This is a genomic window from Stenotrophomonas sp. CFBP8980, from assembly GCF_034046095.1.
Lineage (GTDB): Bacteria > Pseudomonadota > Gammaproteobacteria > Xanthomonadales > Xanthomonadaceae > Stenotrophomonas > Stenotrophomonas lacuserhaii.
In genome coordinates this window covers 239,557-266,129 of the sequence record NZ_JAXCXF010000003.1, presented here as the reverse complement: position 1 = coordinate 266,129, position 26,573 = coordinate 239,557, and the positions used below count along the sequence as shown (strand labels likewise).

The window sequence follows — 26,573 nt, the reverse complement described above, 5'->3', positions numbered from 1 at the left end:
GAATCGCCGTGAATCCGTCCATGGAGGCTCGCCATCCGCATCCATGCGGATGAGCGTTCCCGCCAACCCACCCCGCCCCACCTTCGACAGGTCCATGGCGGCCAGGAAACCAGCGGCCCTGGTAGCGCCGACCCATGGTCGGCGGATGTCGGAGAAATGGGGCCTGATGGTTTCCGCCGACCATGGGTCGGCGCTACCGCTTTTTCTTTCATTTTTACGTGGCTGGCGGCCCACGGAACCTGTCAGGGCGCCGGGTGGGTGGGTCATGCAGGACCGTCTGTTCGCATGGATGCGAACAGCGAGCCTCCATGGATGGATTCACGGCGTGTCCTGCATGACCCACCCACCCGACGCCAAACCAGCCAGCCCAAACCAGGCAACCAACCACGAGGGGCTACGCCGCTCGCAGCAACCTGGGCACCTGCAGCACCGCATGCGCCCATATCGCCCCCCACACCGCCACCCGCACCGGCAGGCTGCGCTGTCGTGCTTCGAAGCGCTGGAAATACCGCCACAGGCCGCGATGCTTGTGCCATTCCACGAAGAACGGCCGCGAGCGGCTGGAGACGCCGCGTACGTGCAGCACCCGCAGGTCGTTGGCGATGGCCACCACGCCGCCGGCCTCGCGCACGCGACGGCACAGGTCGAGGTCTTCGGCGTGCAGCCGGTAGCCGGCATCCCAACCGCCGATGCGCTCGAACAGCGCGCGCGGCATCAGCATCACCGCACCGGAGATCGCCGGCACGCGCTGCATCGCCACGCTGGGATCTCGTGCGATGGCCAGCTTCGACCCGCTCCCGGGCGAGCGCAGCATGGCCAGGAAGTCAGGGTCGCGACGGCGCACCGCATCGTCGGCACGGCCGCTCTCATCGACCTGCTCCACGCCCAGCAGGCAGTCGCCCAGCGCCTGCGCGCGCTCGCACAGCAGGGCCAGGGTCTCCGCTTCCACCATCACGTCAGGGTTGATGAAGGCCAGCCACGGACTGCTGGAATCGCCGACGCCCTGGTTGTTGGCGGCGGCGAAACCGGGGTTGTCCGGGTTGGCGATGAAGCGCACGCGCGGATCATGGCTGGCATGCCGCTGCAGGATATCCACCGTGTCGTCGGTCGATCCGTTGTCCACCACGCGGATCTCTGCGATGCCACGCGCGTCGCGCAGGCGCTGCAGGCAGTCCTCGATGGTGGTGCTGCTCTGGTAGGTGACGACGACGGCAACGATGGCGGGGTTCAAGCGTGCGGCTCCTGCGGCGGCGATGCGGCGCCGAACAGATCGCCCTGCGCCTTGGGCATTATCGCGCGCTGGTAACGAAGCTGCAGGTCGTGGCGTGCGGCACGCAGCGGATCGTGCATCAGGAAATCGGCCAGCCGCGGCGTCCATGCCGGCCAGCGACTGGCCAGCGCTTCCAGGTCACCCGGTGCGTGGCCACCCTCGTCGGCGCGGGCGACGAAGGCGGTCTCGCACAGCACGTTGCGCCAGCCCAGCCCGGCCATGCGCAATCCCAGGTCGATCAGCGCCGCGCTCCAGCCGCCGTAACTGTCCGCGTCCAGTCCGCCTGCACGTTGCCGCGCGGTGCCCCGCACCAGCACCGCGTGGGTCACCGCCGAGGGCAGTTCCGGATATCCGGCCGGCATGTCGGCACAGGCGCGGGACAGCGCTTCCAGCGCGTCGGGCATGGCATTGACCTCGCCCATCCGCGGCCAGCCAACGGTCTCGCCTGCATTGCACCACGGCGTCGCCGTGGCGATCGAGGCATCACGGGAGAAGCAGGCCTGCAGCTGCTCCAGCCACCCTGGAGCCGCCACGCTGTCCGGCGCCAGCACCGCGACATCCAGGCCGGCGCAGGCGCGTAGCATCTCATCCAGATGGGCCACTTCCCCCAACGGCCGGGAACGGCGCGTGTACTCGGCCTGCAGGGGGGTGTGGGCCAGCCAGTGTTCCACCACGGCCTGCGCACGCGGGCCAGCCTGTGCGTCGTCGGCCAGCCATACGGCGGTACCGGGTGGCGTGCCTGCATCCAAGGCCGCCAGGCTGCGGTCCAATGCAGAATCGTCCACGCCCAACGGCAACAACACGATCGCCCCCATCCCGCCTCCGCTGTGGATGCACGGCGGGCGGTTGCCGCGGCCGTGTAGGGCGAGCGTAGCAAGCAGGACGGCCGCAATGCGACCGTCCCTGTCGTTCGCTATTTCCCGCGCGGCGTGTTGATCGGCTCCATGGCGCGGAAACGTCGGCTGTATTCGTCGGTCAGGTCCCGGGATTCCTGGCCGTTGCGGACGATGGTCGGGGTCAGCAGGACAATGACCTCCGAGCGCCCGCTGTTGCGCCCCTTGCTGCCGAACAGCGCGCCAACCACCGGAATACGACTGAGGCCGGGGATGCCGCTGCTGCTGTCGGTGCCGGAGTCGGTGGTCAGTCCGGCGAGCATGATCGTATCGCCGCTCTGCACCGCCGCTTCGGTGGCCAGCTTGCGCGTGGTGATGCGCGGGTTGCAGCCGCCGCTGGCCTGGTCGCAGTTGCTGGCGACCGCCTCGGCGTTGCTCACCTCCTGCACGATATCCAGGAACACCGTGCCATCACGGGTCACCCGTGGCCGCACCTTCAGGATCACGCCGGTATCGATGTACTGCACCTGGCCGTAGGTCCCACCGCCCACGCCGCTGTTGAACGAGGTGCTGGTGATCGGCACCCGCTCACCTACGTTGAGGGTCGCTTCGGCGTTGTTGCGCACGAAAATGGAGGGCGTCTGCAGCAGCCGGACATCGGACACCTTGTCCAGGGCACTGACCACTGCGGCGGCATTGCGCCCGAGGAAGGTCCAGCCCAGTCCGCTACCGCCGGTGACCGCACCGGAGAAGGTCCCCCAGATGTCGCGGCCTGCCGCATTGGGCAGCGTGGCGCCGCCCACCGCGCCGGTATACCCGACGCCCTGCACGGCGTTCTCGAAGTACCAGTTCACGCCATAGCTCAACTCACCGGTCAGCCTGACCTCGGCGACCTGGGCTTCGATATGCACCTGCATCGGCATCACGTCCAGCTTTTCCACCACCTCGCGGATGGAACGCCAGGCCTGCGGCGTGGAGCGCACCAGCAGGGTGTTGGTTTCTTCCACGGCGGACACGCCGACCGTGTCACCGGCGATCTCCAGGGTGACGCTGGCGTTGCCTGACTGGCGCTGCGGCAGGCTCATCGAAGAACCCCCCTGGCCGGGGCTGCTACCGGAGGTCCCCGACGCACTGCTTTCCAGTCCGGCGTCCTGCGCGCGGCTGTCGCCCCCGTCGATCCGCGAGCTGGTACCACCCGGTGCCAACGAGGCGCCGCTGTCGCCTCCACGACCACTGCCGCTGCTGCCGAAGGCCTCTGCCAGCCGTTCGGCAAGATCGCGCGCCTTGACGTAACGCAGCTCATAGGAGAACAGCCGTGGCGCACCGCCGGCGGTGTCGATGCGATCCAGCCACTGCTGGATCTGGTCCAGGTAACGCACCTGCGGGGTGATCACCAGTACCGCATTCGCGTTTTCCAGCGGGAGGAAGCGCAGCATCCCCGCGCTGGGCGTCTCGCTGTCCTTGCCGAAGATCTTCTCCAGATCGGCGGAGACCTGTTCAGCCTTTCCGGAACTGATCGGGAACACGCCCACCGACATCCCGGACAACCAGTCGACGTCGAAGATCTGCACGGTGTGCAGGTAGTTTTCCAGTTCCTGGCGCGTGCCACCCAAGGTGATGACGTTGCGTCCGCTGTCAACATTCACGATCGCGTTGGGCCGCGCGTAGGGCTCCAGCACTTTTTTCATCTCCGCAGCGGAGATGTACTGGAGCGGTACCACGCGCACTTCGAATCCGCGCGCATTGGCCGCTGGCGCGGTGCTCGGCGCCACCGTACCGGCCAGCGCCTGGTCGGCGGCCACGATGTTGTAGCGGCCGCCGCTGTAGACCATGCGTGCGTTGTTCCAGCCCAGCACCATCTCCAGCAGGTTGAGCGCCTGCGCGCCGGACACCGGCTTGGGCGTGGCCAGCGTCACCGTGCCCTGCACGCCAGGCGCGATGACGTAGTTCTGACCCAGCAGGTCGCCCAGGATGGCCTTGACCACCGCATGCAGCGACTCGCCTTCGAAATTGAACGTGGCATCGCCACTGCTGGCCTGCGCCAGCGCAGGTGACCGCGCCGCTGCGGCACTGCGGTTGATCATCGTGCCGGTGCCGCGGCGGATCACCGCCTTCGGCGCGCCCTGCTCTTCCGTCTCGAGGTTCTCGGTGGGCGTGCTGATGCCGGTGTCGAAACGCGCCTTGCGCTGCACGTCCGGAGTGGGCACCGTCGTGCATCCGACCAGCAGGGCGAGGGCGAAAGAGCAGCTAAGGAAACGCAGGTTCATGCTTTCACTCTAAGGGTTGGCAGCGCCGCCGGGGGGCGGCGTCGACTGGCGTTGCTGTTGCTGCTGGAGTTGCTCGCGGCGGGCACGGATGCGTTCGCGGATCGCGCGCATCTGTTCTTCGCTGGGGCCCTGGTTGGCAGGCGCTTCCTTGGCAGCCGGCATGGGCGCGGCAGCTGCAGGAACCACCGCCGGGCTCGGCTGCCCTGCGCGTGCCGCAGCGGCGGCGGGGGGCGGCACGGCGATGCCCGGCCGTGCCGCGCCGGCGGGCGCACGCGGATCGCGTAGCTGGGTAGGCGGTTGCCCGCCCTGGCCATCGAATACCGCCAGTTCCAGCACCTGCGCACCGTCGGGGCCAAGTACGGTCGCGCGGCGCGGTTCCAGCGCCAGCAGCTGCCAGCCTTCGAGCGCCTCGCCGTTCAGGCGCAGGCGCAGTGAACGGTTGTTGTCGCCGGACAGCGTGGCCATGCCGAAGCTGCCGCTGAGCAGTACGCCGGTCAAGCGCAATGCACCCCCGGGCGTGGCCTGCTGCTGCCCCCCCAAGCGGAACGGATGCGGCCGGCGGTCTTCGGCGAATACCGGACGCTCGGTGATGGCGCTGTAACTGGACGGTGCGGCCATCGGATCAGCCGCAGCATCGGGCAGCGTTGGCAGGCGGGGCGCGGCCACCTCGCTGTTGTCTTCGCCACGGATGCGGGTACCCACACCGAGCACCGTGGCCAACCAGGCCGCCGCCGCCAGCAGGGCAAGCCCCAGCAGGATCGCGCCGCGCAGGCTGAAGCGCTCACTCTGCATCGGTCTGCTCCACGTCGGCAGGGGGACTGCCGGCGGCATCGACCTCGTCGGTGGCCGGCGCGGGCGCCATCTCCGTTGCCGCGGCTGCCGCTTCGTCATCTCCCACAGAGGCAGGGGCCGCGCCGGCATCGGCGATTCCCGGCTGCAGATAACCGATCAGCTCGAAGGACACGTCAAGGCCGGTACCGGCTTCCTCGGTGGACTGTTGGAAGCGCTGTGCAAGCATGTTGAGGTTTTCCACGAACAGGCGTGGCGCCCCGGTTTCCAGCGCGTGCAGCACGCTGGCCGTTTCATCCACGCCACAGCGCAACCTGACCTGCAAGGCGACCCGGACATAGCTGGCCTCGGTACGGTTGTCCGGCATCGGCGTGCGGTTGCTGACCACGCAGCCGCGGTTGCCGGGGCTGGCGGACAGCACCACGTCCTGGACGCGCGAGGACAATGCCGCCGCCGCCGCCTCGGCGGTGGCTTCGGGCAGGAAGCCAGGCCGCTCACGCAGCGCCTGCTGCACCTGCTGCAGGCGCGCGCTCACCTCCGGTCGCTGGTCGATCTGTACCTGCACGCGGTGCTGGCGTTCCTGCAGTGCGACGATTTCCTGGTCGATCGCGCGCCACGGCACGGTAAAGAAGGGGTGGACCAGCAGCAGGTAGGCCAGCGCCAGCACGGCGAGCAACAGCGCCAGCGCCAGCCAGCGGTCACGGGGCGTCGTTGGCACCGGCATCGGCCGCTCCCTTCTTCGCCATGGTGGCGGCAGCGTCGGCCGAAGCACGCAGCTCGGCGGTCAAGGTGAAGCGGTCACGGCCGCCTGCGGTTCCATCGGCCTGCAGTACGCCGGTCAGGTTCACCCGCTGCCACAGGGCGGACTGCTGCAGCAGCGGCACCAGCTGGTTGGCCTCGCGGCTCAGCCCGATCAACTGCAGTTGCTGGTTCTCCACACCGATCTTCTCAAGGAAGCTGCCATCGGGCAGCTTCCCACTCAATTCGTTCCATACCGCCAGCATCGTCGGTCGCTTGTGACGCTCTTCGTCAAGGAAGCGCGCCCCATCCACCAGCGCCTGCAGGCGCGCGCGTTCATCGGCCACGCCACGTGCGTTGCGTGCACTGCGCTCGACTTCCGCACGCAGCGTATCGGCGGCCTGTTCGCGGTTATGCAGCAATTGGCCACCCGCCAGCAGCAACATTACCAGCGCGGCCAGCGCCAGCAGCAGCTCCAGCCGCAGCTGGGGATTGCGCATGTGCCGGCGCAACGGAGGCGGCAGCAGGTTCACCTTCAACGGTTCACCAGAGCGATCCAACACGTCGATGCCACTGACTGCATCGGCCCAGCTGCCAACGGCCTGCTGCCACTGCTCAAGGCGCACACGCGGCAGCACCACCAGCTCGACATCCAACTGGCCTGCGCCGGCATCACCCAACAGGCGTACGTCGTGGCTGACCTGGTCGGCGGTGAACGGGGTCTGCCGATCGATTTCGAAGCCCATCACGTCCAGCAGGCGACCCGCTGCAGCAGCCGGAACCCGCAGCGTGCGGCGCAGCACCTGGCCGCCATCCAACAGCCAGTAACGCGGCAGACGCTGCAGGCGCGGCGGCAATGCGGCGGCCAGCGCGGCGGCCTGGCACGGCCACGGCAGCGTGCCCACGGCCAGCCGCTGGGTGCCGATTTCACGTTCCAGATGCAACTGGTCATCCTGTTGCCGCAGCAGCAGGCGCGCTGGCGCCCAGCCCAGCGCCCACTGCCAGCGGGCCGGCAACCAGGCCAGCAGTGAAGTCCGCCACCAGTGCAGGAAGTGGCCGGCGCGCGGCGCTACCTGTGCCGCTACCTGCCTGAATCCTTGCTGCCACGCTGTCATTGCGATGCCATTCCCTGCTCCCATTCAAGCACTGTGTAAGCCCGCCCCATCGCCACGCTCTGGGCATTGCGCACCACGGCCCGGCTGCTGGCGATGCGACCGCGGTCATCCGTGACCCGACAGTCGATACTATAGGTGCCACTGCCGCTGGCAATAGAGGCAGGACGCGACGGATCGTCTGCGCCGCTCCATTCCTGCTCCCGCTGGGCCAACACCAGGGCGGCATCCAGGCCCAGCGCGGTCAACACCGGTCCGCGCGCGAAACGTCCGTCCGGGCGTGACTGGCGGCTGTGCAGGGTCACCATCGGCCGCATCTGGCGGTACAGCGCCGGGGTGATTCCCAGCACCCGCTGCAGCTCGCCAAGGGTCTCGAAGCGGGCGTTGCGCGGGCCGTACGGCAGGCCCGCGGCGACATAGTCGCCCAGCTCGGCGCCGCCTCCCGCGGGACTGAGGTCATCGGCGTCGCGCCAGTCGATGATCGCACCGGCCAGCTGCGTTGCCTGCTGCGGGTCGACCTGCAGTGCGCGCAGGAAGCCCTCGAGCAAGGCGGCGTCGGCCAGGTTCAGGTTGATCTTGCCGCCTTCGTCTTCAATGCGGATATCCACTTTCGCACCATCGAACTGCCAACGATACGGCCGTCCATCGGGCTGCCAGGGGGGACGCACGGGATCGGCGCGCAGCCGCGACATGGCATAGGCCACCCCCGCACGGCCGATTTCCTGCGCGCGCCCGGTGTCGTCCTGCACCCGCTGCTGCAGCTGTTCGATACGTGCCGACAAGGCGAAGGCGCCGACCAGCGCGGTCAGCAACGCAATCAGCCACAGCACCAGGACCAGTGCCGCACCGCGCTGGGGGCGGGGTCGCACGCCGGTCATCGCGCCTGCTCCTGGCCGCTGTTTTCCAGTGCCACGCGCAGTTCCGGCCACGCCGGTCCGCGCAGCGGCTGCACCTGCACGGAAACCAGCAACGGCGGGCGGCGCGTATCCGGCCAAGCGTCCACCCAGTCGCTCAGTTGGCCACTGGTTTCGTCGCGGCCGCGGTAGCGCAGCGTCACTTGGCGCAGGCCATCGGCCAGCGGCTCCGGCGCGCGCGGAGGACGCTCCTGGATCTGCATGCCGTCCTGCACCATCACCAGCCCCAGCTGCAGCCGCACGCCCTGCCCGCTGCGTACCACCTGCAGGTCATGCACGTAGGATCCACCGCGCCCGAGATAGCCCGGGACTTCGGATACGAAGCGCAGGCGCTGCGCTTCACCGATGAAATAGACCGGTTCCCGCGCAGGATCGGCGGGCTCGATGCGGCTGCGCAGGGCCTGGCTCAACTGCCGTCGCAACAGTCCCTGCACCGCGCGCATGCGCTCGTTGTCGGCGGCGATCGCCTCGCCACGCTGGCTGATGGTCATGGCCGAACGCACGGTGACAAAGGCCAACGCGAGCCCCGCGGCCAGCAGCGCAGTGGCCAGCAATACTTCGATCAGGGTGAAGCCTGATGCGCGATGGTTCATGGGCTGGCCTCCAGCGTCGGCGGCAGCAGGCGCAGCGTGCGCCAGCGCAGTTCACCGGCGCGCGGCTGGGTCCAGCGCACCTGCAGTTCAAGCTCCACCAGGCGTGGGCCGGCCGATGCCTGCGCCTGTGCGGGCGGCGCGGGCGTATCACGGGCTTCCACGTAGGGACGCACCTGCAGTTGCCACTGGTAACGGCCCTGCTCCCAGCGGCCCTGCTGCTGGCCTTCCTGCAGTGGCGACTCGATGCCCACGCTGGTCAGCAGGGACTGTGCGTGCAGCACCGCGCGGGTGCGTACATCGGCCTGCCCGACCTGCCGCGCGGCACCGGACAGGGTACCCAGCAACAGGGTCAACGCGATGGCGAGCAGCGCGAACGCGACCAGTACTTCGAGCAGGGTGAAACCGCGCACGCGGCGACGTACCCGCATTGCGTACCGGGCGTGTGTCACGGGGCTGCATCCGGAGCGGAGCGCACTTCGCCGGTCAGCCAGCCCACGTCGATGCGCAAGCGGGCGTCTCCTCGCTTCAGCACGATCCGGCCACCACTGGAGCCGCCATCGGGGTGGAACTCGATCGCGCCGCGCCCAGCGCCCGGCTGAAGCTGCGCGGCACCCTCGAAGCTCAGCTGCAACGATTCGGGCAGGCTGCCGCTGCGTCCGCCCGCGCCTTCCCAGCGGCGCGCACGGGGTTCGATGACGAAGCGCTGCACGGAACCACGCGCGATGGCTTCGGCGCGGGTCAGGCGCAGTTGGCTGGCCAGCTCCTTGCCGGCATTGCGCAGCTGGGCACCGGACATGCCACGCGCGAACATGCCGCCGGTGACCAGCCCGACCAGCGCGATCAGCGCGATGACCAGCAGCATTTCCAGCAGCGACATGCCGCCCACGCGCGGGTGGCACGCGGGCATCGGCTGCAGGCGCAGGCGGCTCAGCCCAGGCATGTGCAGGCTCTTCGCTGCATCACTGTTCGTAGCGGATGTCCGCATCGAAACTGGTGCCACCCGGCTTGCCATCCTTGCCCAGGCTGATCAGGTCATAGTCCTGGCTCTCGCCGGGGGCACGGTAATCCAGCGGCCGGCCCCACGGATCGTCCAGGTCCGATGCTTTCGCATAGGGGCCCATCCATCCGTTCACGCCACTGGGCGCGGTGACCAGTTCATCCAGTTTGCCCGGCAGGCGGTTGGTGTCCAGGCGGTAGTTGTCGATCTTGCTGGCAACGGTCTGCACCTGTGCCTTGGCCAGGTTCGCCTTGCCGCGGTCGGCACCGCCCAGCACGCGGCTGGCCACCAGGGTGAGCACCGCGCCGATCAGCACGATGACGATGATGATTTCCAGCAGGCTCATGCCGGACTGGCGGCGAGCGGAGGTAAAAGCTTTCAGGGGACGGTGTCGCATCGTCAGGGGTTCCTTTCCACGGGGAAAACAGGGTCAGCCAATGGCATTGGTCAGGTCGTACATCGGTACCAGCACCGCGATGATCACCAGCCCCACCACCGAGGCCAGCACCAGGGTGATCGCCGGCACCATCGCCGACAACATGCGGTCGATGCTGCGTGCGGTTTCCTGCTCGAAGGTATCTGCGGTCTTGAGCAGCATGGTATCCAGTGCGCCGGATTCCTCGCCGACCTGGATCATCTGCAGCGCCAGCCGCGGGAAGCGCTTGCCACGTGCCAATGCGGCCGAAAGTCCGTTGCCGTTCTTGACTTCATCGGCGGCCAGGTCGATGTCGGCGGCCAGCGCGCGGTTTCCCAGCACGTTGCGCGCAATGCCCAGCGCCGCCAGCAACGGCACGCCATTGCGCAGCAGGGTGCCCAGGGTGCGGGCCAGCCGCGCAGTCTCCAGCTTGCCGAGCAGGCCACCGATACCCTTGCGCTGCAGCAGCCAGCCATCCAGCGCCAGCCGGAACGCGGGCTGCCGCGCCTTGCGTTCGCCCAGCCAGGCCAGCAGCGCCGGCACCACGATGAAGAAGATCCAGCCATCGCGCACCAGCAGGCCCAACTGCAGCACCAGCTGGGTGAACCAAGGCAGCGTGACATCCAGGCTCTCGTACATCTGCGCGAACTGCGGCACCACGTAGCCGAGCAGGAACAACAGGGCCCCGCCGACCACCACCAGCAGGATCGCCGGGTAGATCAGCGCATTGACCACCCTGCCCTGCAGCGCGCGGCTGCGCTCCAGGTAATCGGCCAGCCGTTGCAGCGTGTCGTGCAGGCTGCCACCGGCTTCGCCGGCGCGCACCATGTTGATGTACAGGCGCGAGAACAGCCCGTGCTGGCGCTCCAATGCGCTGGACAACGATGCGCCGCCGCGCACGGTGTCGCGGATTTCGCTGACCACGCGCCGCGAGCGTTCGTCTTCGGGCAGGCTGAGCAGGATGGTCAGGGCACGGTCCAGCGGTTGGCCGGCACCGAGCAACGTGGACAACTGCTGGGTGAACTGCAGCAGCGCGGCGCCCTGGAACGGGCGCTGCTTGAACAGGCCGCGCAGGCGCCCCGCCTCCAGCCCGCCTTCGCTGGCCAGGCGGGTTTCCATCGGCAGGTGTCCCTGCTCCTGCAGCCGGACCACCAGTTCGGCCTGGCTGGCCGCTTCCATCTGGCCATCGACCACTTCGCCCTGCGCATCCAGTGCCTTGTATCGGAACACCGGCATGCTCAGCCTTCCTCGGTGGTGCGCAGGACTTCTTCCAGCGTGGTCTGGCCGGCCAGCGCCTTAAGCAGGCCGTCTTCGTACATGGTGCGCATGCCGCCACTGCGGGCGATGCGTTCGATCTCGCCCATGCCGTCGCGGCGCATCACCGCGCGCCGCAGTTCATCGTTCATGACCAGGAATTCGACGATCGTGGTGCGCCCCAGGTAACCCGTGGGCGCCAGCGCCGATGGCCGCGGACGATAGAGGTGGATGGTGCCTTCCGGCTGCAGCCGACGCAGGTCGAAGCGTTCGATTTCCTCCGGCGAAGCGGGATAGCGTTCGGCATGGGTCGGCTCCAGGCGGCGCACCAGGCGCTGGGCCAGGATGCCGTTGATGGTGGAGGTCAGCAGGTAGTCCTCCACGCCCATGTCCAGCAGGCGGGTGATGCCACCGGCGGCGTTGTTGGTGTGCAGCGTGGACAGCACGAGGTGCCCGGTGAGCGCGGACTGGATCGCGATACGCGCGGTTTCCAGATCGCGCATTTCGCCGATCATGATGATGTCCGGATCCTGGCGCACGATGCTGCGCAGCGCATTGGCGAAGTCCAGCCCGATCTGCGGCTTGGCCTGGATCTGGTTGATGCCTTCGATCTGGTACTCGACCGGATCTTCGACGGTGATGATCTTGACGTCGGCGGTATTGAGCTGGCTCAACGCCGTATACAACGTGGTGGTCTTGCCCGAACCGGTCGGCCCGGTGACCAGCAGGATGCCGTGCGGCTGCTCGAGCACCTTGCGGAAGGCCGGCAGGAATTCCTCGGTGAAGCCGAGGCGCTGGAAATCGAACACCACGGTTTCGCGGTCCAGCAGGCGCATCACCACGCTTTCGCCATGCGCGGTCGGCACGGTGCTGACGCGCAGGTCCAGCTCCTTGCCCTGCACGCGCAGCATGATGCGGCCATCCTGCGGAAGGCGACGTTCTGCGATGTTCAGCCGCGCCATGATCTTGATGCGGCTGATCACCGCGGCGGTGAGATTGGACGGCGGGCTTTCCCCGTCGATCAGCACACCGTCAACGCGGTAGCGCACTTTCAGTCGGGTTTCGAAGGGCTCTACGTGGATGTCCGAGGCGCGCAGTTCCACCGCACGCTGGATGACCAGGTTCACCAGCCGGATCACCGGCGCTTCGGAAGCGAGGTCACGCAGGTGCTCGATGTCATCCACCGCGGCCCCTTCGCCATCTGCGGTTTCCACGATCGCGCCCATGGCGCTGCGACCCTGGCCGAACCAGCGCTCGATCTGGTCGTCGATCTCCGACCGCTGGCCCACCCGTGGGTGCACGTCCACGCCCATGGCCAGGCTGATCGCCTGGCAGGGATACGGATCATGCACGTCGGCCTGCCACAGCAGCAGGCCCTGTTCATCCAGCGAAACCGGACAGACGTGGAACTGTTTGAGGAAGCGCAGTGTCACCGGCAACGCATCGACCAGCGACGACGGCGGTGTTTCCGGCATCTGCCGCGCATCCAGCAACGGCACGCCCAGCACATCGGCGCTTACCTGCGCCTGGTCGCGTTCGGACACCAGACCCAGGCGGACCAGCAGCGACAGCAGGCTGCCACCGGATTCGGCGTGCAGGGTGCGGGCGCGGACCAGATCGGCATCCTTCAACCGTCCGCGCAGGAGCAGCGCGTCGATCAGCGACGTTTCGATGGTGTCCACGTTGACCTGGTCGGCTACTGCGTTCACAAAGTGCCTCGCCTGCAATCGTCCAGACTTTAGCAGTTCGCCGTCGGTCACAGCCGTCCAGCGCGGGAAAATCTCGATTGCGTCAAATAAAAAGGCCCGCCAGCGAGCTGGCGGGCCGTCCAGGTCAACGTGTTGACTTACTGCGTGGCGAGCAGCGTGACGCCGGAGAACGCCGCGTCACCGGCCAGCTTCACGTAGTAGGTGCCAGCCACCGGCGCGGTGATGCGCACGGTTTCAGCATTGCCTGCACGGGTCGACTTGGCGGTGTACACCACGGTCGAGGTACCGGTGTCCGCGCCCACGTGCAGCGACACATTGCCGGTGCCGCCGTAGGTGACGAAGCTGACCGGTTTGCCGGCCGTGGCCACGAAGCTGTACAGCTTCTCGCTGCCGCTGGCGCCGGCGATGCCGGCCACGGCGACCTTGTTGGTCAGCGGGGTGGCAGGCGGTGCGCAGTTTTCGGTGCACGGCTCCTTCAACGCTTCATCCAGTGCCGCCTTGGCATCGACGATGCCGGTACCGATCGGCGTACCGGCCGGGATGGTGACCGGGAACGCACGCGCGGTCTGCTTGAGCAGCGTCTCCATCTCCGCCGGGGTCAACGGATCGCGGTCCGCATCGGCCAGCGCGCCCTGCACCAGGGCAGCCACGCCGGCGACATGCGGCGAAGCCATCGAGGTGCCGGCCATGCCCATGTAGCTGTAGGCACCGGAGGTCGGGGTGGTGGTGCCGTTGTAACCTGCCTGCCACACGTAGCCGCCCGGGTTGCCGTCGACACCGCCACCGCCGCCCGGGCCGGACAGGTCGACGACCGTACCGAAGTTGGAATAGGAGGCAATGCCGCCGGTGATGCGGCTCGCACCCACTGCGATCACGTTGCTGCAGCTGGCCGGGCGGAAGTTGGCCGCGTTGGAGGCCGAGTTGCCGGCCGCGACCACCACAAGGGTGCCGCGTGATACCGCGCCATTGATCGCATCCTGGTACAGCGGGTCACAGGCCGAGCCGCCGCCCAGGCTCATGTTGATGATGTCGGCCGGGGTCGCATTGGCTGGAACGCCAGCGACGGTGCCACCGGATGCCCAGGTGATCGCATCGGCAATGTCGGACAGGTAGCCACCGCACTTGCCCAGCACGCGCACCGGCAGCACGCTGGCCTTGTGCGCCACGCCAGCCATGCCGAGCGCGTTGTTGGTCGCTTCGGCGATGGTGCCTGCCACGTGGGTGCCGTGCCACGAGCTGTCTTCGGCCAGCGAGCCGTCGTAGCATTCGTTGTCGTTCTCGACCCAGTCGCCCATGTCCAGCGCACCGGGGACGCGCTCGTCGGTTGGACGACGCGACGTTTCCGCATCACTGATGAAATCGTAGCCGGGCAGCAGCGCGCCGCTGGCAAAGTCCGGGTGCTGCGGCAGGATGCCGGTGTCCAGCACCGCCACCACCACGCCTTCGCCGGCACCCACATCCCACGCAGCCGGTGCATTGATGCCACCGGTGGCGCTGTTCAGATGCCACTGGTACTGCGCGTAGTACGGATCGTTCGGCACCAGGGCCGGCGTTGCGTCAGCCTGGACGACGGCACGCGCGCGCGCCGGCGTGCCGGCATCGATGGCATACATGCGTGCGTCCGGCACGGCGTACTGCACGGCCGGATCGGCGCGCAGTTCAGCCAGCACCTTGTCCAGGTCGGCACCGGCCAGGCGGGATTTCAGGCGGATCAGGTCGGCACCCACGCCGAGACGGCGTGCGACCTGCGGACTGAACGCGGCAGCGCGGGCGCTGGCGGTGCCGCGGTTGCCGGACAACGTGGCACGCGACAGCGCACCATTGACGACCGCCACCTTGGCCGCGCTGCTGCTCGCCGCGCTGCTGCCGGCCTTGTACTTGACAATGATGCCGTTCGCCGCCTGCTGCTGCGCAGCGGGGACCTGCTGCTGCGGCGCACTGACCTTCAGGTCGGCGGCCTGGGCCATGCCCGCGCCTGCGGTCAGCGACAGTACGGCGGCGGTGAGTACGTTGATGCGAAGGTTCTGCTTGTTGATCACGTCGAAATCCTCTTCTGGGTCGATGGTGGAACCAAACCTGCGGCCTTACTCCCTGCAACTACCCCTGGCTGGCCTCGCCAGGGTTGCCGTGACCCGCCCCCTCAGGCTTCACTGGCCAGCGGCGACCGGACGGTCGCCGCCGTGTTTCTTCCCTCGTCCAGGCGTTACCAGCCGAAGCCGGCACCGACGCCTACCGAGCTGTCATCACTGCTGAACGCGCCACCGAAGGTCACCGTTGCGCGGTCGCTGACCGCACGCTGGTAGCCCAGTGACAACGCCGATTCGCCGCCCTGGAAGCCGACGCCGACGCCGACCCGGTTCTGGGTGCGCACACCGGCCGCACTGGTGGCCATGTTGAGCATCGCCGCGCTCATCGCGCCCTGCTGGTCGATGCGGCGGTCCATGTTGCGCAGCTTGCCGTCGACGTCGCCCTTGAACACGTCGAAGCTGTCGGCGACCGACTTGATGCGCGAATCGGTATAGCTGTTGGCCGAGGCCACGCCGCTGTCCAGCTGGCCCTTGTTGACCGCGTCGGTGGCCTGGGTACCGGCGGCGACGTTGGTCACCTGGCGTTCGTTGCCAACGCTGCCGACCGACACCGAGTTGGCGCGGTCTGCGACCGAGCCCTGGCCCAGTGCCACCGAATTGTCCGCCGAGGCCGTTGCCCCCAGGCCGATCGCCGTGGCACCTGCGCCACTGGCGACCGCGCCCTGGCCGACTACTGCCTGCGGGCTGACGTCCGCGGCCGGGGTGGCGACCGGCAATGTGCCGCCGGCGGCCGTGGACGGGCCGCTGCCACCGGCGGCCGGCGACGGTGCGGTGCTGACCGGCGTGCCCGAAGCCAGGCTCTGGCCCAGGTTGGAAACCCGGCTGTCCAGCGCGGTCAAGGCGTCGCCGACGTTGTTGTAGGTCTTGCCTTGGATGATGTAATTCGGCGCGACGAACACGCCCTGCAGGCCGACGCTGGCGCCACCGCCCAGCATGCTGGCCGCATTGGCCAGCGACTGGAAGAGCTGGCCACCGTTGACGGCCTGGCGGCTGTCGCCGCTGATGCTGCCGGCGGCGATGTTGTCCACCACCGTGCCCTGGGTGCCGCTGAAGGTCAGCTTGCCGTGCTCGGAGTCATCGTAGGCCAGGGTGTTTGCCTGGGTGGTCTGCAGGCCGCCGATGCGGTTGTCGATATCGCTGACCTTGGTTTCTACCGCACCCACCCGCTGGTTGGTGCTGGTCAGCTGCGAACCGGTCACCGCATCGCTGCTGTCGGCGGTCAGGCGACCATCGGCCACGTTGACGATGCGACGGGTCGCCGGTGCACTGGCTCCGTTGCCGCCGCCGACCGACACCACGTTCGCTTCCAGCGCCTGCGAACCGGCGCCGAGTGCGACGCTGCGTGCGCCGCTGGCAAGCGCGTCACCGCCAAGGGCGAGCGAGCCGGAACCGGAGGCCACGGCCGAGTTGCCGACCGCGGTGGCGTTGAACGCGCTGGCCTGCGAGAGACCACCGACCGCCGTGCTGAAGTCGCCACTGGCATCGGCACGGAAGCCGAGGCTGGCGGCCACGCTGCCGTTGGCACTGCTCTCTGCACCGATGGCCGTCGCCGCATCGCCGGCGGCGCTGCTGAAGTAGCCCACTGCCACCGACTCCACGCCCGATGCTTCGGACAAGGCGCCAGCAGCGGTGCTGCCGGTGCCACTGGCCACACTGGCGGCACCGAAGGCCGAACTGGTTTCAGCCGATGCCACGCTCTCTGCACCGTTGGCGGTAGCGTACTCGGCCGATGCAGCCGCATTGGCGCCGCTGGCAGTGGCATTCGCTGCTGCCGCCAGGGCATTGAAGCCGACTGCCGAGGCGTTGGCACCCACCGAGGTCGCGCCACTGCCCAGCGCGATCGCACCGTCCCCCAGCGCATTGCTGGCTTCGCCTGCGGCCAGCGCGTTCTCGCCGTCCACCAGCGCACCGGCGTCACTGTCTTCGCTGCCGCTTGCGGCGAAGTACTTGCTGGCCGTTGCACCGGCCGCGGCAACGGCTTCCAGCTGGGCCAGGTTCACCGCATCGGTGGCCTCGCTGCCGGCGGCCACGTTGGTGATCTGGCGGGTGGCCCCACCGCCACCGACCGACACGCTGTTGTCGCGGTCGGCGATGGAGTCTGCACCCAGCGCGACGCTGTTGAGCCCTGCGGATATCGCCGCGTTGCCGACCGCGGTGCTGTTGACCCCGGACGACCACGCACCACCACCGACTGCGGTGGAGTAGTTGCCCGATGCTTCGGTGGCGTACAGCCCACCGAGCGCGCCACCGACGGCCACGCTGTTGGTGCCACTGGCGATGCTGGCCTGGCCGGCCGCCGTGCTGTACGCACCGCTGGCCACCGCGTCCCCGCCGAGTGCCACCGAGTTCGCACCTGATGCATCGGCGAAGCTGCCCAGCGCAGTGGCATTGAACGCTGACGCCTGTGCGTAACCGCCCACCGCCGTGCTGTAGCCGGCGGTCGCTTCGGCGGCGAAGCCGAAGCTGGCGGCCGTGTTGCCGATGGCGACCGCTTCGGAACCCACCGCCGTGGCGCCGCTGCCATCGGCGGTGCTGAAGTAACCCACCGCGACCGCTTCTTCGCCGCTGGCTTCAGCCAGCACGCCGCTGGCGGTGCTGCCGGCGCCGGTGGCCATGCTGCCGGCGCCGAACGCCGCACTCATTTCACCCGAGGCCAGGCTCTCTGCGCCATTGGCGGTGGCGTACTCGCCAGACGCCACGGCGTTGGCACCGTTGGCGATGGCGTTGGCGGCCGTGGCCTGCGCGTTGAAGCCGCTGGCGCTGGCATTTTCACCCGAGGCCAAGGCATTGAAGCCGACCGCGGCGGCATTGTTGCCGATCGCGGTCGCGCCGCTGCCCAGTGCGATCGCACCGTCGCCGATTGCATTGCTGGCTTCACCCGCCGCCAGTGCATTTTCGCCTTCGACAAAGGCACCGGCATCGCTGTCCTCGCTGCCACTTGCCTTGAAGTACTTGTTGGTCGCTTCGCCCACTGCCGCCACCGCGTCCAGCTGGTCCAGGTTCACCGCATCGGTGCCTTCGGTACCCGCTGCCACGTTGGTGACCTGGCGCTCGTTGCCGGCACTGCCTACCGAGACCGTGTTGTCACGGTTGGCCACCGAGTCGGCGCCCAGCGCTACCGAGTTGACCGCATTGGCGCTGGAGAAATAGCCGATGGCCGTGCTCTGGTCGCCGGTAGCGAACGCCAGCGTGCCGGCCGCCGTGGAGTTGTCACCGCTGGCCTGCGCACCTGCGCCCACCGCCGTGGCTGCTTCGCCGCTGGCTTCGGTGGAGATGAAGAAGCCCAGGCCAGGCAGCAGATCGACCGGACCACCGATGGCCGTGCTGCTGGTGCCGGTGGCGAGGGTCTGCGTACCGATGGCCGTGGAGTAGTCGCCGATGGCGTTGGATACCGCACCGAAGGCAGCAGACTGCGCGCCGGAGGCATACGCACCCAAACCGTAGGATGCTGCACCGAAACCGCTGGCAACAGCGCTGGCACCGACGGCAGTGCCGCCGAGCCCAGCACTGGTGGCACCGGTATCCACCGGCACGCCGCCATTGGTGATCAACGGATTGCCGTCCTCGTCCACGGCTACGCCGCCAACGGCGACGCTGCCCGGGCCGGTGGCCTGCGCGTTGTTACCGAATGCGGCGCTGTTCTGCCCGGCTGCCAAGGCGTTGAAGCCGACCGCCGTGGCACTCTGACCCACCGCCGTAGCCCCACTACCGAGCGCCGTTGCGCCAACGGCCAGTGCGTTGGACGCCTCGCCGATGGCCGTTGCGTTGGCGCCGGAGGCGAAGGCACCGGCGTCGCTGTCATCACTGCCGGTGGCCTGGAAGTACTTGCTGGTCGCTTCGCCGGCGGCGGCCACCGCGTCCAGCTGATCCAGGTTCACCGCATCGGTGCCTTCGGTACCCGCTGCCACGTTGGTGACCTGGCGCTCGTTGCCGGCAGTGCCGACCGAGACGCTGCGTTCGCGATCGGCGATCGAACCGGCCCCCAGGGCCACGCTGTTGTCACCGGCAGCGCTGCTGCCCGCACCGATCGCGATGGCACTCTCGCCGAGCGCTTCGGAATTGGTACCGATGGAGATGCTGTTGATGGTGTTGCCGAGCGCCTGGTAACCCATCGCGACGCTGTAGTCACCGTAGCCGAATGCACCGCGGCCGACCGCCGTGGAGCTGGCGCCATCGGCCCAGCTGTTGTAACCGATGGAGGTCGACCCGCTCCCGCTGGCCCAAGCCGCCGGTCCAAACGCGGAGGCATTGGTCGCCGTGGCCCATGCGCTGGAACCGAACGCCGTTGCACCTGCCGCGGTGGCGAAACTGTAGCCGCCGACGGCGGTGCTTTCATCGCTGCTCGCCCACGCGCTGTCACCGATCGCCACGCTGTAGCCGCCGGTTGCGCGCGCTTTGTTGCCGCCGGCGAAGCTGTTGTCGCCGGTGGCCTGTGCGCCGGAGCCGAAGGCATTGCTGACCAGGCCGGTAGCCTGTGCCGCGTTGCCCACCGCAGTGGAACCGGCGCTGGCGGTGGTGCCGGTCAGTACCGCGCTGCCGTCATCGTTGAAAATCGGGGAGTTGTATTCGTCATAGGCTTGGCCGAGGCCACCGATGGCCACTGCGCCTTCGCCGCCGGCGCTGGTGTTGCGGCCGACCGCCACGCTGTCGTTGCCGACGGCAGCAGCACCTGCGCCCTGTGCGACGGCGCCATCACCGATGGCGTTGCTGGCCGAACCGGCCGCCAGCGCCCCTTCGCCTTCGGCCCATGCACCGATGTCGGTGCCGGTTTCCGGCTGTGCCTGGAAGTACTTGCTGGTGTTCTCCGCACCAGCGGCGACCGCATTGAGCTGGTCCAGGTTGACCGCGTCGCTGCCCTCGGTACCGGCGGCCACGTTGGTGATCTGCCGCTGCATGTCGGTATTGCCGACCGATACGCTGTCCGCGCGGGTAGCGATGGAGTCGGCACCCAGTGCCACGCTGTTGTCACCGCGTGACTCGGCCGCATTGCCGAGCGCGGTGCTGTTGGCGCCCGGCGACCAGGCACCGCCACCGACGGCGGTGGAGTAATTGCCGGAGGCTTCGGTGGCGAGCAGGCCGAACAGCGCCCCACCGACGGCCACGCTGTTGGTGCCACTGGCGATGCTGGCCTGTCCGGTTGCGGTGCTGTAGCCGCCACTGGCCGCCGAATCGGCGCCCACGGCAACCGAGCTGTTGCCCGTGGCCGCACTGCCGGTACCCATGGCGGTGGAGAAATCACCGGTGGCATTGGACACCGCGCCGAACGCGGATGCCTGCGCGCCGCTGGCATAGGCCCCCACGCCGTAGGACGAAGCGGCGAAGCCGCTGGCGTCGGCGCTGGCACCGACGGCCGTGCCGCCCACGCCGGCACTGGTCGCACCGGTGTCCACGGGCACCCCGCCGTTGGTGATCAGCGGGTCGCCATTGGCGTCCACTGCCGCACCGCCAACGGCCACGCTGCCCGGGCCGTTGGCCTGGGCGTTGTTACCGAAGGCGGCACTGTTCTGGCCGCTGGCCAGCGCGTTGAAGCCGACTGCCGTCGCATTGCTGGCGACGGCGGTCGCGCCGCTGCCGAGCGCGGTGCTGCCGTCGGCCAGCGCATTGGACGCCTCGCCGATGGCGGTGGCATTGGCGCCGGCCGCGAACGCGCCGGCGTCGCTGTCTTCGCTGCCGGTGGCCTGGAAATACTTGGCCGTGGTGTCGGCTACAGCAGCCACTGCGTCCAGCTGCTCGAGGTTCACTGCATCGGTGGCCTCGGTACCGGCCGCTACATCGGTGATCTGGCGCTCGTTGCCGACGCTGCCGACCGCGACCGAATTGGCGCGCACTGCCTCGGAGTTGGCGCCCAGCGCCACGCTGTTGGCCCCCCGTGCCGTGCTGTAGAAGCCGACCGCGGTGCTGTCTTCGCCGCTGGCCCAGCTCTGCGCGCCGAGCGCGCTGGCGCGGTCGCCGGGGGCGTAGGCGAAGTAACCGACAGCAGTGGCCTGCTCGCCGGATGCTTCGCTCAGCGTGCCGCTGGCCAGGCTGAGGTCACCGCTGGCGATGGCACCGGCGCCCACGGCCGTGGCCGATTCGCCGCTGGCCTGGGTCTGAACGAAGTAGCCCAGGCCCGGGATCAGGTCCGCCGGTCCGCCGATGGCCACGCTGCTGGTGCCGGTGGCGACCGATTCGGTGCCGATGGCGGTGGAGTAATCGCCGATCGCATTGGACACCGCACCGAAAGCGGACGCCTGCGCGCCGCCAGCGTAGGCACCCAGGCCATACGAAGACGACGCAAAGCCGCTGGCCTCGGCGCTGGCGCCGACCGCGCTGGCGCCCACCCCGGCACTCGTGGCGCCGGTATCCACCGGCACGCCGCCGTTGGTGATCAGCGGGTTGCCATCGGCGTCCACTGCCGCACCACCGACCGCCACGCTGCCCGGGCCGTTGGCCTGGGCGTTGTTGCCGAAGGCGGCGCTGTTCTGGCCGCTGGCCAGCGCGTTGAAACCGACCGCCGTCGCATTGCTGGCCACGGCGGCAGCACCGCTGCCGAGGGCCGTGCTGCCATCGGCCAGCGCATTGGACGCCTCACCGATGGCGGTGGCATTGGCGCCGGCGGCGAAGGCGCCGGCATCGCTGTCGTCGCTGCCGGTGGCCTGGAAATACTTCGCCGTGGTGTCGGCGACGGCAGCCACTTCGTCCAGCTGGGCCACGTTGACCGCATCGGTGTCGGCCGTGCCGGCCTTCACGTTGGTGATCTGGCGCTCGCTGCCGGCACTGCCGACCGACACGCTGTCGGCGCGGGTGGCGATGGAATCCGCACCCACCGCCACGCTGTTGCTGGCCGATGCCACGCTGCCTGCACCGAGCGCGGTGCTGCTGGTCGCGCTGGCCTGCGCGCCGCCACCGAAGGCGGACGCAAGCGATTTGCCAGCGATGGCGTCGGCGCCGATGGCCACGGCGTACAGGCCGGTGGCGGTGCTGCTGTCACCCACGGCCACTGCGGTCGCACCGGAAACCACTGCGTTGCCGGTCACCGCGCATTGCGCCAGCGAGCCGTCCGCCAGGGTGCACGCTTCGGTGCCACCGACTGCAACGGACTGGGCCAAGGCAGACGGCATGGCCGCTCCCCATCCCAAGGCCATCGCCAACGAGGCGCCCACCAGGATCGGACCACTGCCTCGGCGGCGCTTGTCGATGACGTTGCCGGGCTGGTCGGAAGAGGCCAGTTCCGAGGCCACGACCAGCTGTCCGAGTGCTTTGTTCCAGACCTTGCGATAAATCCGATTCATCTGCGTACGACTCCTGGTTGGGCTGGTTTTCGGGCAAAGCAACGCCACCGCCGGGCCCGATGGCCCAACGTCCCCTGAGGGCGTTTGTTCGCGTGATTTACTGCAGTTGCCGAACGGCGAGCAGTGCAACGTGAAGCGGTGCGCGCGGTCCTGCGGGTGCGGCTGACTGAATGTTTCCAGAACGAGCTAAAGGTTTAACGTGAACATTTCCTGACGTCAATAGCTTGACGAAGAAAAAAGAAATGACGTGACTGCCTTCTCGGTTCAGTGCATTCATGTGAAGAGTTCAGCCTGTTCCAAGCGAGCTGGACTTCGCCTGTTCAGTAACCTATCGGCGCCCAACGTCGCGCATCGAGCATGTTCCAAGAAAAAACCCGCCGGTTGCCCGGCGGGTTCTCAGTACGCCTGCGGATTGGCGCTCTGCATCACTGAACGGTGTTCAGCCGCACCATACGCGGGCGTTGCGGAACATCCGCAGCCACGGCGAGTCGCCCTGCCATTCAGCGGGTGCCCAGCTCAGGTTGAGCGCACGCGGCGTGCGTTCCGGGTGCGGCATCATGATGGTGACCCGGCCATCGGTGCTGGTCAGGCCGGTGATGCCCTCGGGTGACCCGTTGGGGTTGAGGGGGTACTGGCTGGCCACGTTGCCGTCGCCGTCGATATAGCGCAGTGACACCCGGGCAGCGGCCTGGTCCACGGCGGTGTCGAACACCGCGCGGCCTTCCCCGTGCGCCACCGCCACCGGCAGCCGCGAACCGGCCATCCCGCGCAGCAGGATCGAAGGCGATTCCACGACTTCCAGCAACGCGGTGCGGGCTTCGAACTGCTCGCTGGCATTGCGGCGGAACTGCGGCCAGTGCTCGGCACCCGGGATGATCGACTTGAGCTGGCTGATCATCTGGCAACCGTTGCAGACGCCGAGCGAGAAGCTGTCTTCGCGCGCGAAGAACGCCGCAAATGCATCGCGCAGCGCATTTCGCTCCAGGATCGAGGTCGCCCAGCCACGTCCTGCACCGAGCACATCGCCGTAGCTGAAGCCACCGCAGGCGGCCAGGCCGGTGAAATCGCGCAGGTCCACGCGGCCTTCGATGAGGTCGCTCATGTGCACGTCGAACGCACTGAAGCCGGCACGTTCGAAGGCGTTCGCCATTTCAATCTGGCCGTTGACGCCCTGCTCGCGGAGGATGGCGACCTTCGGCCGGATCCCGGTGTTGATGAACGGCGCACCGATGTCCTCATCCAGGTCGAAGCCCAGCTTCGGCTTCAGGCCCGGTGCGTTGAAGGCGCGTGCGACCTCGCGTTCCTGGTCGGCGGTCTCAGGGTTGTCACGCAGTTTCTGCATGGCATGGGTGACCGACCACCAGGCATCGAACAGCGCTTCCCAGCGCCACTCGACCACGTTTTCGCCGTGCAGCGATACACGCACCACCGGTGCGGTGGTCGGCCGCGCGATGCGCTGCGCGCACTCGGTCAGGGCGTGGCGTTCCACCAGGTCGGCGAACGCCGCCCGGTCTTCGCGCGCGACCTGCACCACCGCGCCCAGCTCTTCGTTGAACAGGCTGCGGAACGGATCATCCCCCCAGGCATCGAGCAGGATGTCCAGGCCCATCCGCGAGGCAAACGCCATCTCGCACAGCGCGGCGAAGGCGCCGCCGTCGCTGCGGTCGTGGTAGGCCATAAGCAGTCCGTCACGGCGCGCATCGCGGATCAGTTCGAAGAATGCGCGCAGGCGCTGCGGATCATCCAGGTCCGGCGCGGTGCCACCGAAGGCCGGCAGGCCACCGTGGTCGGCATGCACCTGGGCCAGGATCGAACCGCCCATGCGCTGCTTGCCGGCACCCAGGCCGATCAGCCACAGCTCGCTGTCCAGGTCCCGCTGCAGCAGCGGGGTCAGCTGCTGGCGCACGTCCAGCACCGGCGCGAAGGCGGTGATCACCAGCGACACCGGCGACACGCTCTTGTGCGCCTCGCCTGCGTCATGCCATTGCGCCTGCATCGACAGGGAATCCTTGCCGACCGGAATGCTGATGTCCAGCTGCGGGCACAGCTGCATGCCGACGGCCTTGACCGCGTCGTACAGCAACGCATCTTCGCCGTCGTGGCCGGCCGCGGCCATCCAGTTCGCCGACAGCTTCACCTCATCCAGCGCATCCACCGGTGCGGCGCACAGGTTGGTGATCGCCTCGCCGACAGCCATGCGCGCCGATGCGGCGGCATCCAGCAGGGCCAACGGGGTGCGTTCGCCCAGCGACATCGCCTCGCCGACCACGCCATCGAAGCCGGTCAAGGTGATCGCCACGTCCGATACCGGTACCTGCCACGGCCCGATCATCTGCTCGCGCGCAGTCAGGCCACCGACACTGCGATCACCGATGGTGACCAGGAAGTTCTTCGCCGCCACCGTCGGGTGCGCCAGTACCCGCAGGCCGGCTTCATGCAGGTCCAGGCCGCTGGTCTTCAGCGCCGGCCAGCGCGGTGCCGGCGGATGGTTGGTATCGCGATGCATCTTCGGCGGCTTGCCGAACAGCACGTCCATCGGCAGATCGATCGGGGCATCGGCCGGGATATTGCCCGGCGTCGCACCGTAGGCCACCACCAGGTGTTCTTCGGTGGTGGCCACGCCCACGGCGGCAAACGGACAACGCTCGCGCGCGCACAGCGCGGCGAACTCGGCCAGCCGTTCCTGGGCCACGCCCAGCACGTAGCGTTCCTGCGATTCGTTGCACCACAGCTGCATCGGCGACAGTGACGGATCATCGCTGGGCACCTTGCCCAGGTCGATCACACCGCCCACGCCGGAGTCATGCAGCAGCTCCGGGATGGCGTTGGACAGGCCACCGGCACCGACGTCGTGGAAGAATTTGATCGGGTTGTCCAGGCCCATGCCGACGCAGCGGTCGATCACTTCCTGGCAGCGACGCTCCATCTCCGGGTTGTCGCGCTGCACGCTGGCGAAATCGAGGTCTTCGGCACTTTCACCGGAGGCCACCGACGAGGCGGCACCACCGCCCAGGCCGATCAGCATCGCCGGGCCGCCCAGCACGATCACCGCATCGCCGGCCTGCAGTGGAATCTTGTCGACCTGCACGCGGTCGATGGCGCCCAGGCCGCCGGCCAGCATGATCGGTTTGTCGTAGGCGCGGGTGATGCCGCCCTCGGCCAGTTCGAAGGTGCGGAAGTAACCGAGCAGGTTCGGCCGGCCGAATTCGTTGTTGAACGCGGCACCGCCGAGCGGGCCGTCGAGCATGATGTCCAGCGCCGGGGCCATGCGCGGGTTCAGCGCGCGCGGCGCCTCCCACGGCTGCGGCAGGGTCGGGATGCGCAGGTGCGACACCGAGAAACCGGTCAGGCCGGCCTTCGGCTTTCCGCCGCGGCCGGTCGCGCCTTCGTCGCGGATCTCACCGCCGGCACCGGTCGCCGCGCCCGGGAAGGGAGCGATGGCGGTGGGGTGGTTGTGCGTTTCCACCTTGATCTGGAACGCGCTGGGCAGCACCGCTTCGCTGCGGTACTGGCCGCTGGCCGGATCCGGCCGGTAGCGTGCGGCCGGATGGCCTTCGATCACCGCGGCGTTGTCGCTGTACGCGCTGAGCGTGTGCTGCGGGGTCTGCTGGTGGGTGTTCTTGATCATCCGGAACAGCGAGCGATCCTGCTCCTGGCCGTCGATGGTCCAACTGGCGTTGAAGATCTTGTGCCGGCAGTGTTCGGAGTTCGCCTGCGCGAACATCATCAGTTCCACGTCCGACGGCTTGCGCCCGAGCTGGCCGAAGCGCTCGCGCAGGTAGTCGATCTCGTCCTGCGCCATGGCCAGGCCGAGGCGCTGGTTGGCGCCTTCCAGGTCATCCAGCGCCACGCGTTCCAGTTCGCCGCGCGCTGGGGTGGAGAACAGCGTGCTGCCCTGCTCCACTGTCTCCAGTACCGACTGCGTCATCGGGTCATGCAGCGCCTTCACCAACGCCTGTTGCGCGGCCGGATCGGTCGGCCAACCCAGCACGTCGATGCGCAGACCGCGTTCCACCCGGCTGACCGGCTGGCCCGCTCCGCGCACCAGTTCGGTGGCCTTGCTGGACCACGGCGAGAGGGTACCCAGGCGCGGCACCACGAAGCGTCGGGTGGCGCCTTCGGCCAGCGGCTCGGCCCGTTCACGCGCCTCCAGGATCCGGCACAGAGTGGCGGTATCGGCCACGCCCTGCCCGTCGGGCTGGATGAAGTAGACCTGCCAGGCTCCGCTGATGCGCAGATCGGCGGCAATGGACTGCAGGCGGGATTCGAGACGTTCGCGGCGGAACGCCGACAGGGCGGGCGCGCCCTCGAGGACCATCATGTC

16 protein-coding genes are annotated in these 26,573 nt (G+C 68.5%); all 16 read right to left on the bottom strand.

What is annotated here, in order from left to right; translation table 11 throughout:
- Positions 1-394 precede the first annotated feature (394 nt).
- On the bottom strand, positions 395-1,231 hold the full coding sequence (locus SOM47_RS09600) for a glycosyltransferase family 2 protein (protein WP_320505432.1): 837 nt from the start codon (positions 1,229-1,231) through the stop codon (positions 395-397).
- Positions 1,228-2,085, bottom strand: coding sequence for a glycosyltransferase family 2 protein (locus SOM47_RS09595; RefSeq protein ID WP_320505431.1), 858 nt, complete (start codon positions 2,083-2,085; stop codon positions 1,228-1,230). Before SOM47_RS09595 ends, SOM47_RS09600 begins: the two co-directional genes overlap by 4 nt.
- Positions 2,086-2,183: 98 nt before the next feature.
- Positions 2,184-4,370 (bottom strand): type II secretion system secretin GspD, encoded by a 2,187-nt coding sequence (gspD, locus tag SOM47_RS09590; RefSeq protein WP_320505430.1) that lies wholly within the window; start codon positions 4,368-4,370, stop codon positions 2,184-2,186.
- 9 nt (positions 4,371-4,379) lie between these two features.
- Positions 4,380-5,162, bottom strand: coding sequence for a type II secretion system protein, XpsN-like (locus SOM47_RS09585; RefSeq protein WP_320505429.1), 783 nt, complete (start codon positions 5,160-5,162; stop codon positions 4,380-4,382).
- Positions 5,152-5,883 carry a type II secretion system protein GspM gene (gene gspM, locus SOM47_RS09580; protein WP_320505428.1) on the bottom strand — a complete coding sequence of 244 codons (732 nt, stop codon included), beginning with the start codon at positions 5,881-5,883 and terminating at the stop codon, positions 5,152-5,154. Before gspM ends, SOM47_RS09585 begins: the two co-directional genes overlap by 11 nt.
- A complete protein-coding gene (locus SOM47_RS09575; protein WP_320505427.1) occupies positions 5,858-7,012 on the bottom strand; it encodes a PilN domain-containing protein in 1,155 nt (384 codons plus the stop codon). The genes gspM and SOM47_RS09575 overlap by 26 nt, the downstream gene beginning before the upstream one ends.
- The gene (locus tag SOM47_RS09570) at positions 7,009-7,887 is read right to left on the bottom strand and encodes a type II secretion system minor pseudopilin (protein ID WP_320505426.1); all 879 of its coding nucleotides are present in this window, start codon (positions 7,885-7,887) and stop codon (positions 7,009-7,011) included. Before SOM47_RS09570 ends, SOM47_RS09575 begins: the two co-directional genes overlap by 4 nt.
- Positions 7,884-8,516 carry a prepilin-type N-terminal cleavage/methylation domain-containing protein gene (locus SOM47_RS09565; RefSeq protein WP_320505425.1) on the bottom strand — a complete coding sequence of 211 codons (633 nt, stop codon included), beginning with the start codon at positions 8,514-8,516 and terminating at the stop codon, positions 7,884-7,886. The genes SOM47_RS09570 and SOM47_RS09565 overlap by 4 nt, the downstream gene beginning before the upstream one ends.
- Positions 8,513-8,944, bottom strand: coding sequence for a type II secretion system protein XpsI (gene xpsI, locus SOM47_RS09560; RefSeq protein WP_320505477.1), 432 nt, complete (start codon positions 8,942-8,944; stop codon positions 8,513-8,515). Before xpsI ends, SOM47_RS09565 begins: the two co-directional genes overlap by 4 nt.
- A 17-nt stretch (positions 8,945-8,961) precedes the next feature.
- Positions 8,962-9,456, bottom strand: a complete 495-nt coding sequence (gene xpsH / locus SOM47_RS09555; RefSeq protein ID WP_320505424.1) for a type II secretion system protein XpsH — start codon at positions 9,454-9,456, stop codon at positions 8,962-8,964.
- A 19-nt stretch (positions 9,457-9,475) separates the two neighbouring features.
- Positions 9,476-9,910 (bottom strand): type II secretion system major pseudopilin GspG, encoded by a 435-nt coding sequence (gene gspG, locus SOM47_RS09550; RefSeq protein ID WP_223181789.1) that lies wholly within the window; start codon positions 9,908-9,910, stop codon positions 9,476-9,478.
- Positions 9,911-9,943: 33 nt separating this feature from the next.
- Positions 9,944-11,164, bottom strand: a complete 1,221-nt coding sequence (gene xpsF, locus SOM47_RS09545) for a type II secretion system protein XpsF (protein ID WP_182656999.1) — start codon at positions 11,162-11,164, stop codon at positions 9,944-9,946.
- Positions 11,165-11,166: 2 nt separating this feature from the next.
- Positions 11,167-12,891 (bottom strand): type II secretion system ATPase GspE, encoded by a 1,725-nt coding sequence (gspE, locus tag SOM47_RS09540; RefSeq protein WP_042614244.1) that lies wholly within the window; start codon positions 12,889-12,891, stop codon positions 11,167-11,169.
- 137 nt (positions 12,892-13,028) lie between these two features.
- Positions 13,029-14,930 (bottom strand): S8 family peptidase, encoded by a 1,902-nt coding sequence (locus tag SOM47_RS09535; protein WP_320505423.1) that lies wholly within the window; start codon positions 14,928-14,930, stop codon positions 13,029-13,031.
- Between the two features lie 164 nt (positions 14,931-15,094).
- Positions 15,095-22,249, bottom strand: a complete 7,155-nt coding sequence (locus SOM47_RS09530) for an ESPR-type extended signal peptide-containing protein (protein WP_320505422.1) — start codon at positions 22,247-22,249, stop codon at positions 15,095-15,097.
- 439 nt (positions 22,250-22,688) lie between these two features.
- Positions 22,689-26,570: a phosphoribosylformylglycinamidine synthase gene (gene purL / locus SOM47_RS09525; protein WP_042615334.1), complete on the bottom strand. Its 3,882-nt coding sequence runs from the start codon at positions 26,568-26,570 to the stop codon at positions 22,689-22,691.
- Positions 26,571-26,573 lie beyond the last annotated feature (3 nt).

What these genes read in the sequence shown, in the direction of transcription:
- purL (WP_042615334.1), bottom strand. Translation starts at nt 26,570, where the DNA reads ATGATGGTCCTCGAGGGCGCGCCCGCCCTGTCGGCGTTCCGCCGCGAA.
- SOM47_RS09575 (WP_320505427.1), bottom strand. Translation starts at nt 7,012, where the DNA reads ATGACAGCGTGGCAGCAAGGATTCAGGCAGGTAGCGGCACAGGTAGCG.
- xpsH (WP_320505424.1), bottom strand. Translation starts at nt 9,456, where the DNA reads ATGCCTGGGCTGAGCCGCCTGCGCCTGCAGCCGATGCCCGCGTGCCAC.
- SOM47_RS09595 (WP_320505431.1), bottom strand. Translation starts at nt 2,085, where the DNA reads ATGGGGGCGATCGTGTTGTTGCCGTTGGGCGTGGACGATTCTGCATTG.
- SOM47_RS09565 (WP_320505425.1), bottom strand. Translation starts at nt 8,516, where the DNA reads ATGAACCATCGCGCATCAGGCTTCACCCTGATCGAAGTATTGCTGGCC.
- gspM (WP_320505428.1), bottom strand. Translation starts at nt 5,883, where the DNA reads ATGCCGGTGCCAACGACGCCCCGTGACCGCTGGCTGGCGCTGGCGCTG.
- SOM47_RS09570 (WP_320505426.1), bottom strand. Translation starts at nt 7,887, where the DNA reads ATGACCGGCGTGCGACCCCGCCCCCAGCGCGGTGCGGCACTGGTCCTG.
- xpsF (WP_182656999.1), bottom strand. Translation starts at nt 11,164, where the DNA reads ATGCCGGTGTTCCGATACAAGGCACTGGATGCGCAGGGCGAAGTGGTC.
- SOM47_RS09585 (WP_320505429.1), bottom strand. Translation starts at nt 5,162, where the DNA reads ATGCAGAGTGAGCGCTTCAGCCTGCGCGGCGCGATCCTGCTGGGGCTT.
- xpsI (WP_320505477.1), bottom strand. Translation starts at nt 8,944, where the DNA reads ATGCGGGTACGTCGCCGCGTGCGCGGTTTCACCCTGCTCGAAGTACTG.
- SOM47_RS09530 (WP_320505422.1), bottom strand. Translation starts at nt 22,249, where the DNA reads ATGAATCGGATTTATCGCAAGGTCTGGAACAAAGCACTCGGACAGCTG.
- gspG (WP_223181789.1), bottom strand. Translation starts at nt 9,910, where the DNA reads ATGCGACACCGTCCCCTGAAAGCTTTTACCTCCGCTCGCCGCCAGTCC.
- gspD (WP_320505430.1), bottom strand. Translation starts at nt 4,370, where the DNA reads ATGAACCTGCGTTTCCTTAGCTGCTCTTTCGCCCTCGCCCTGCTGGTC.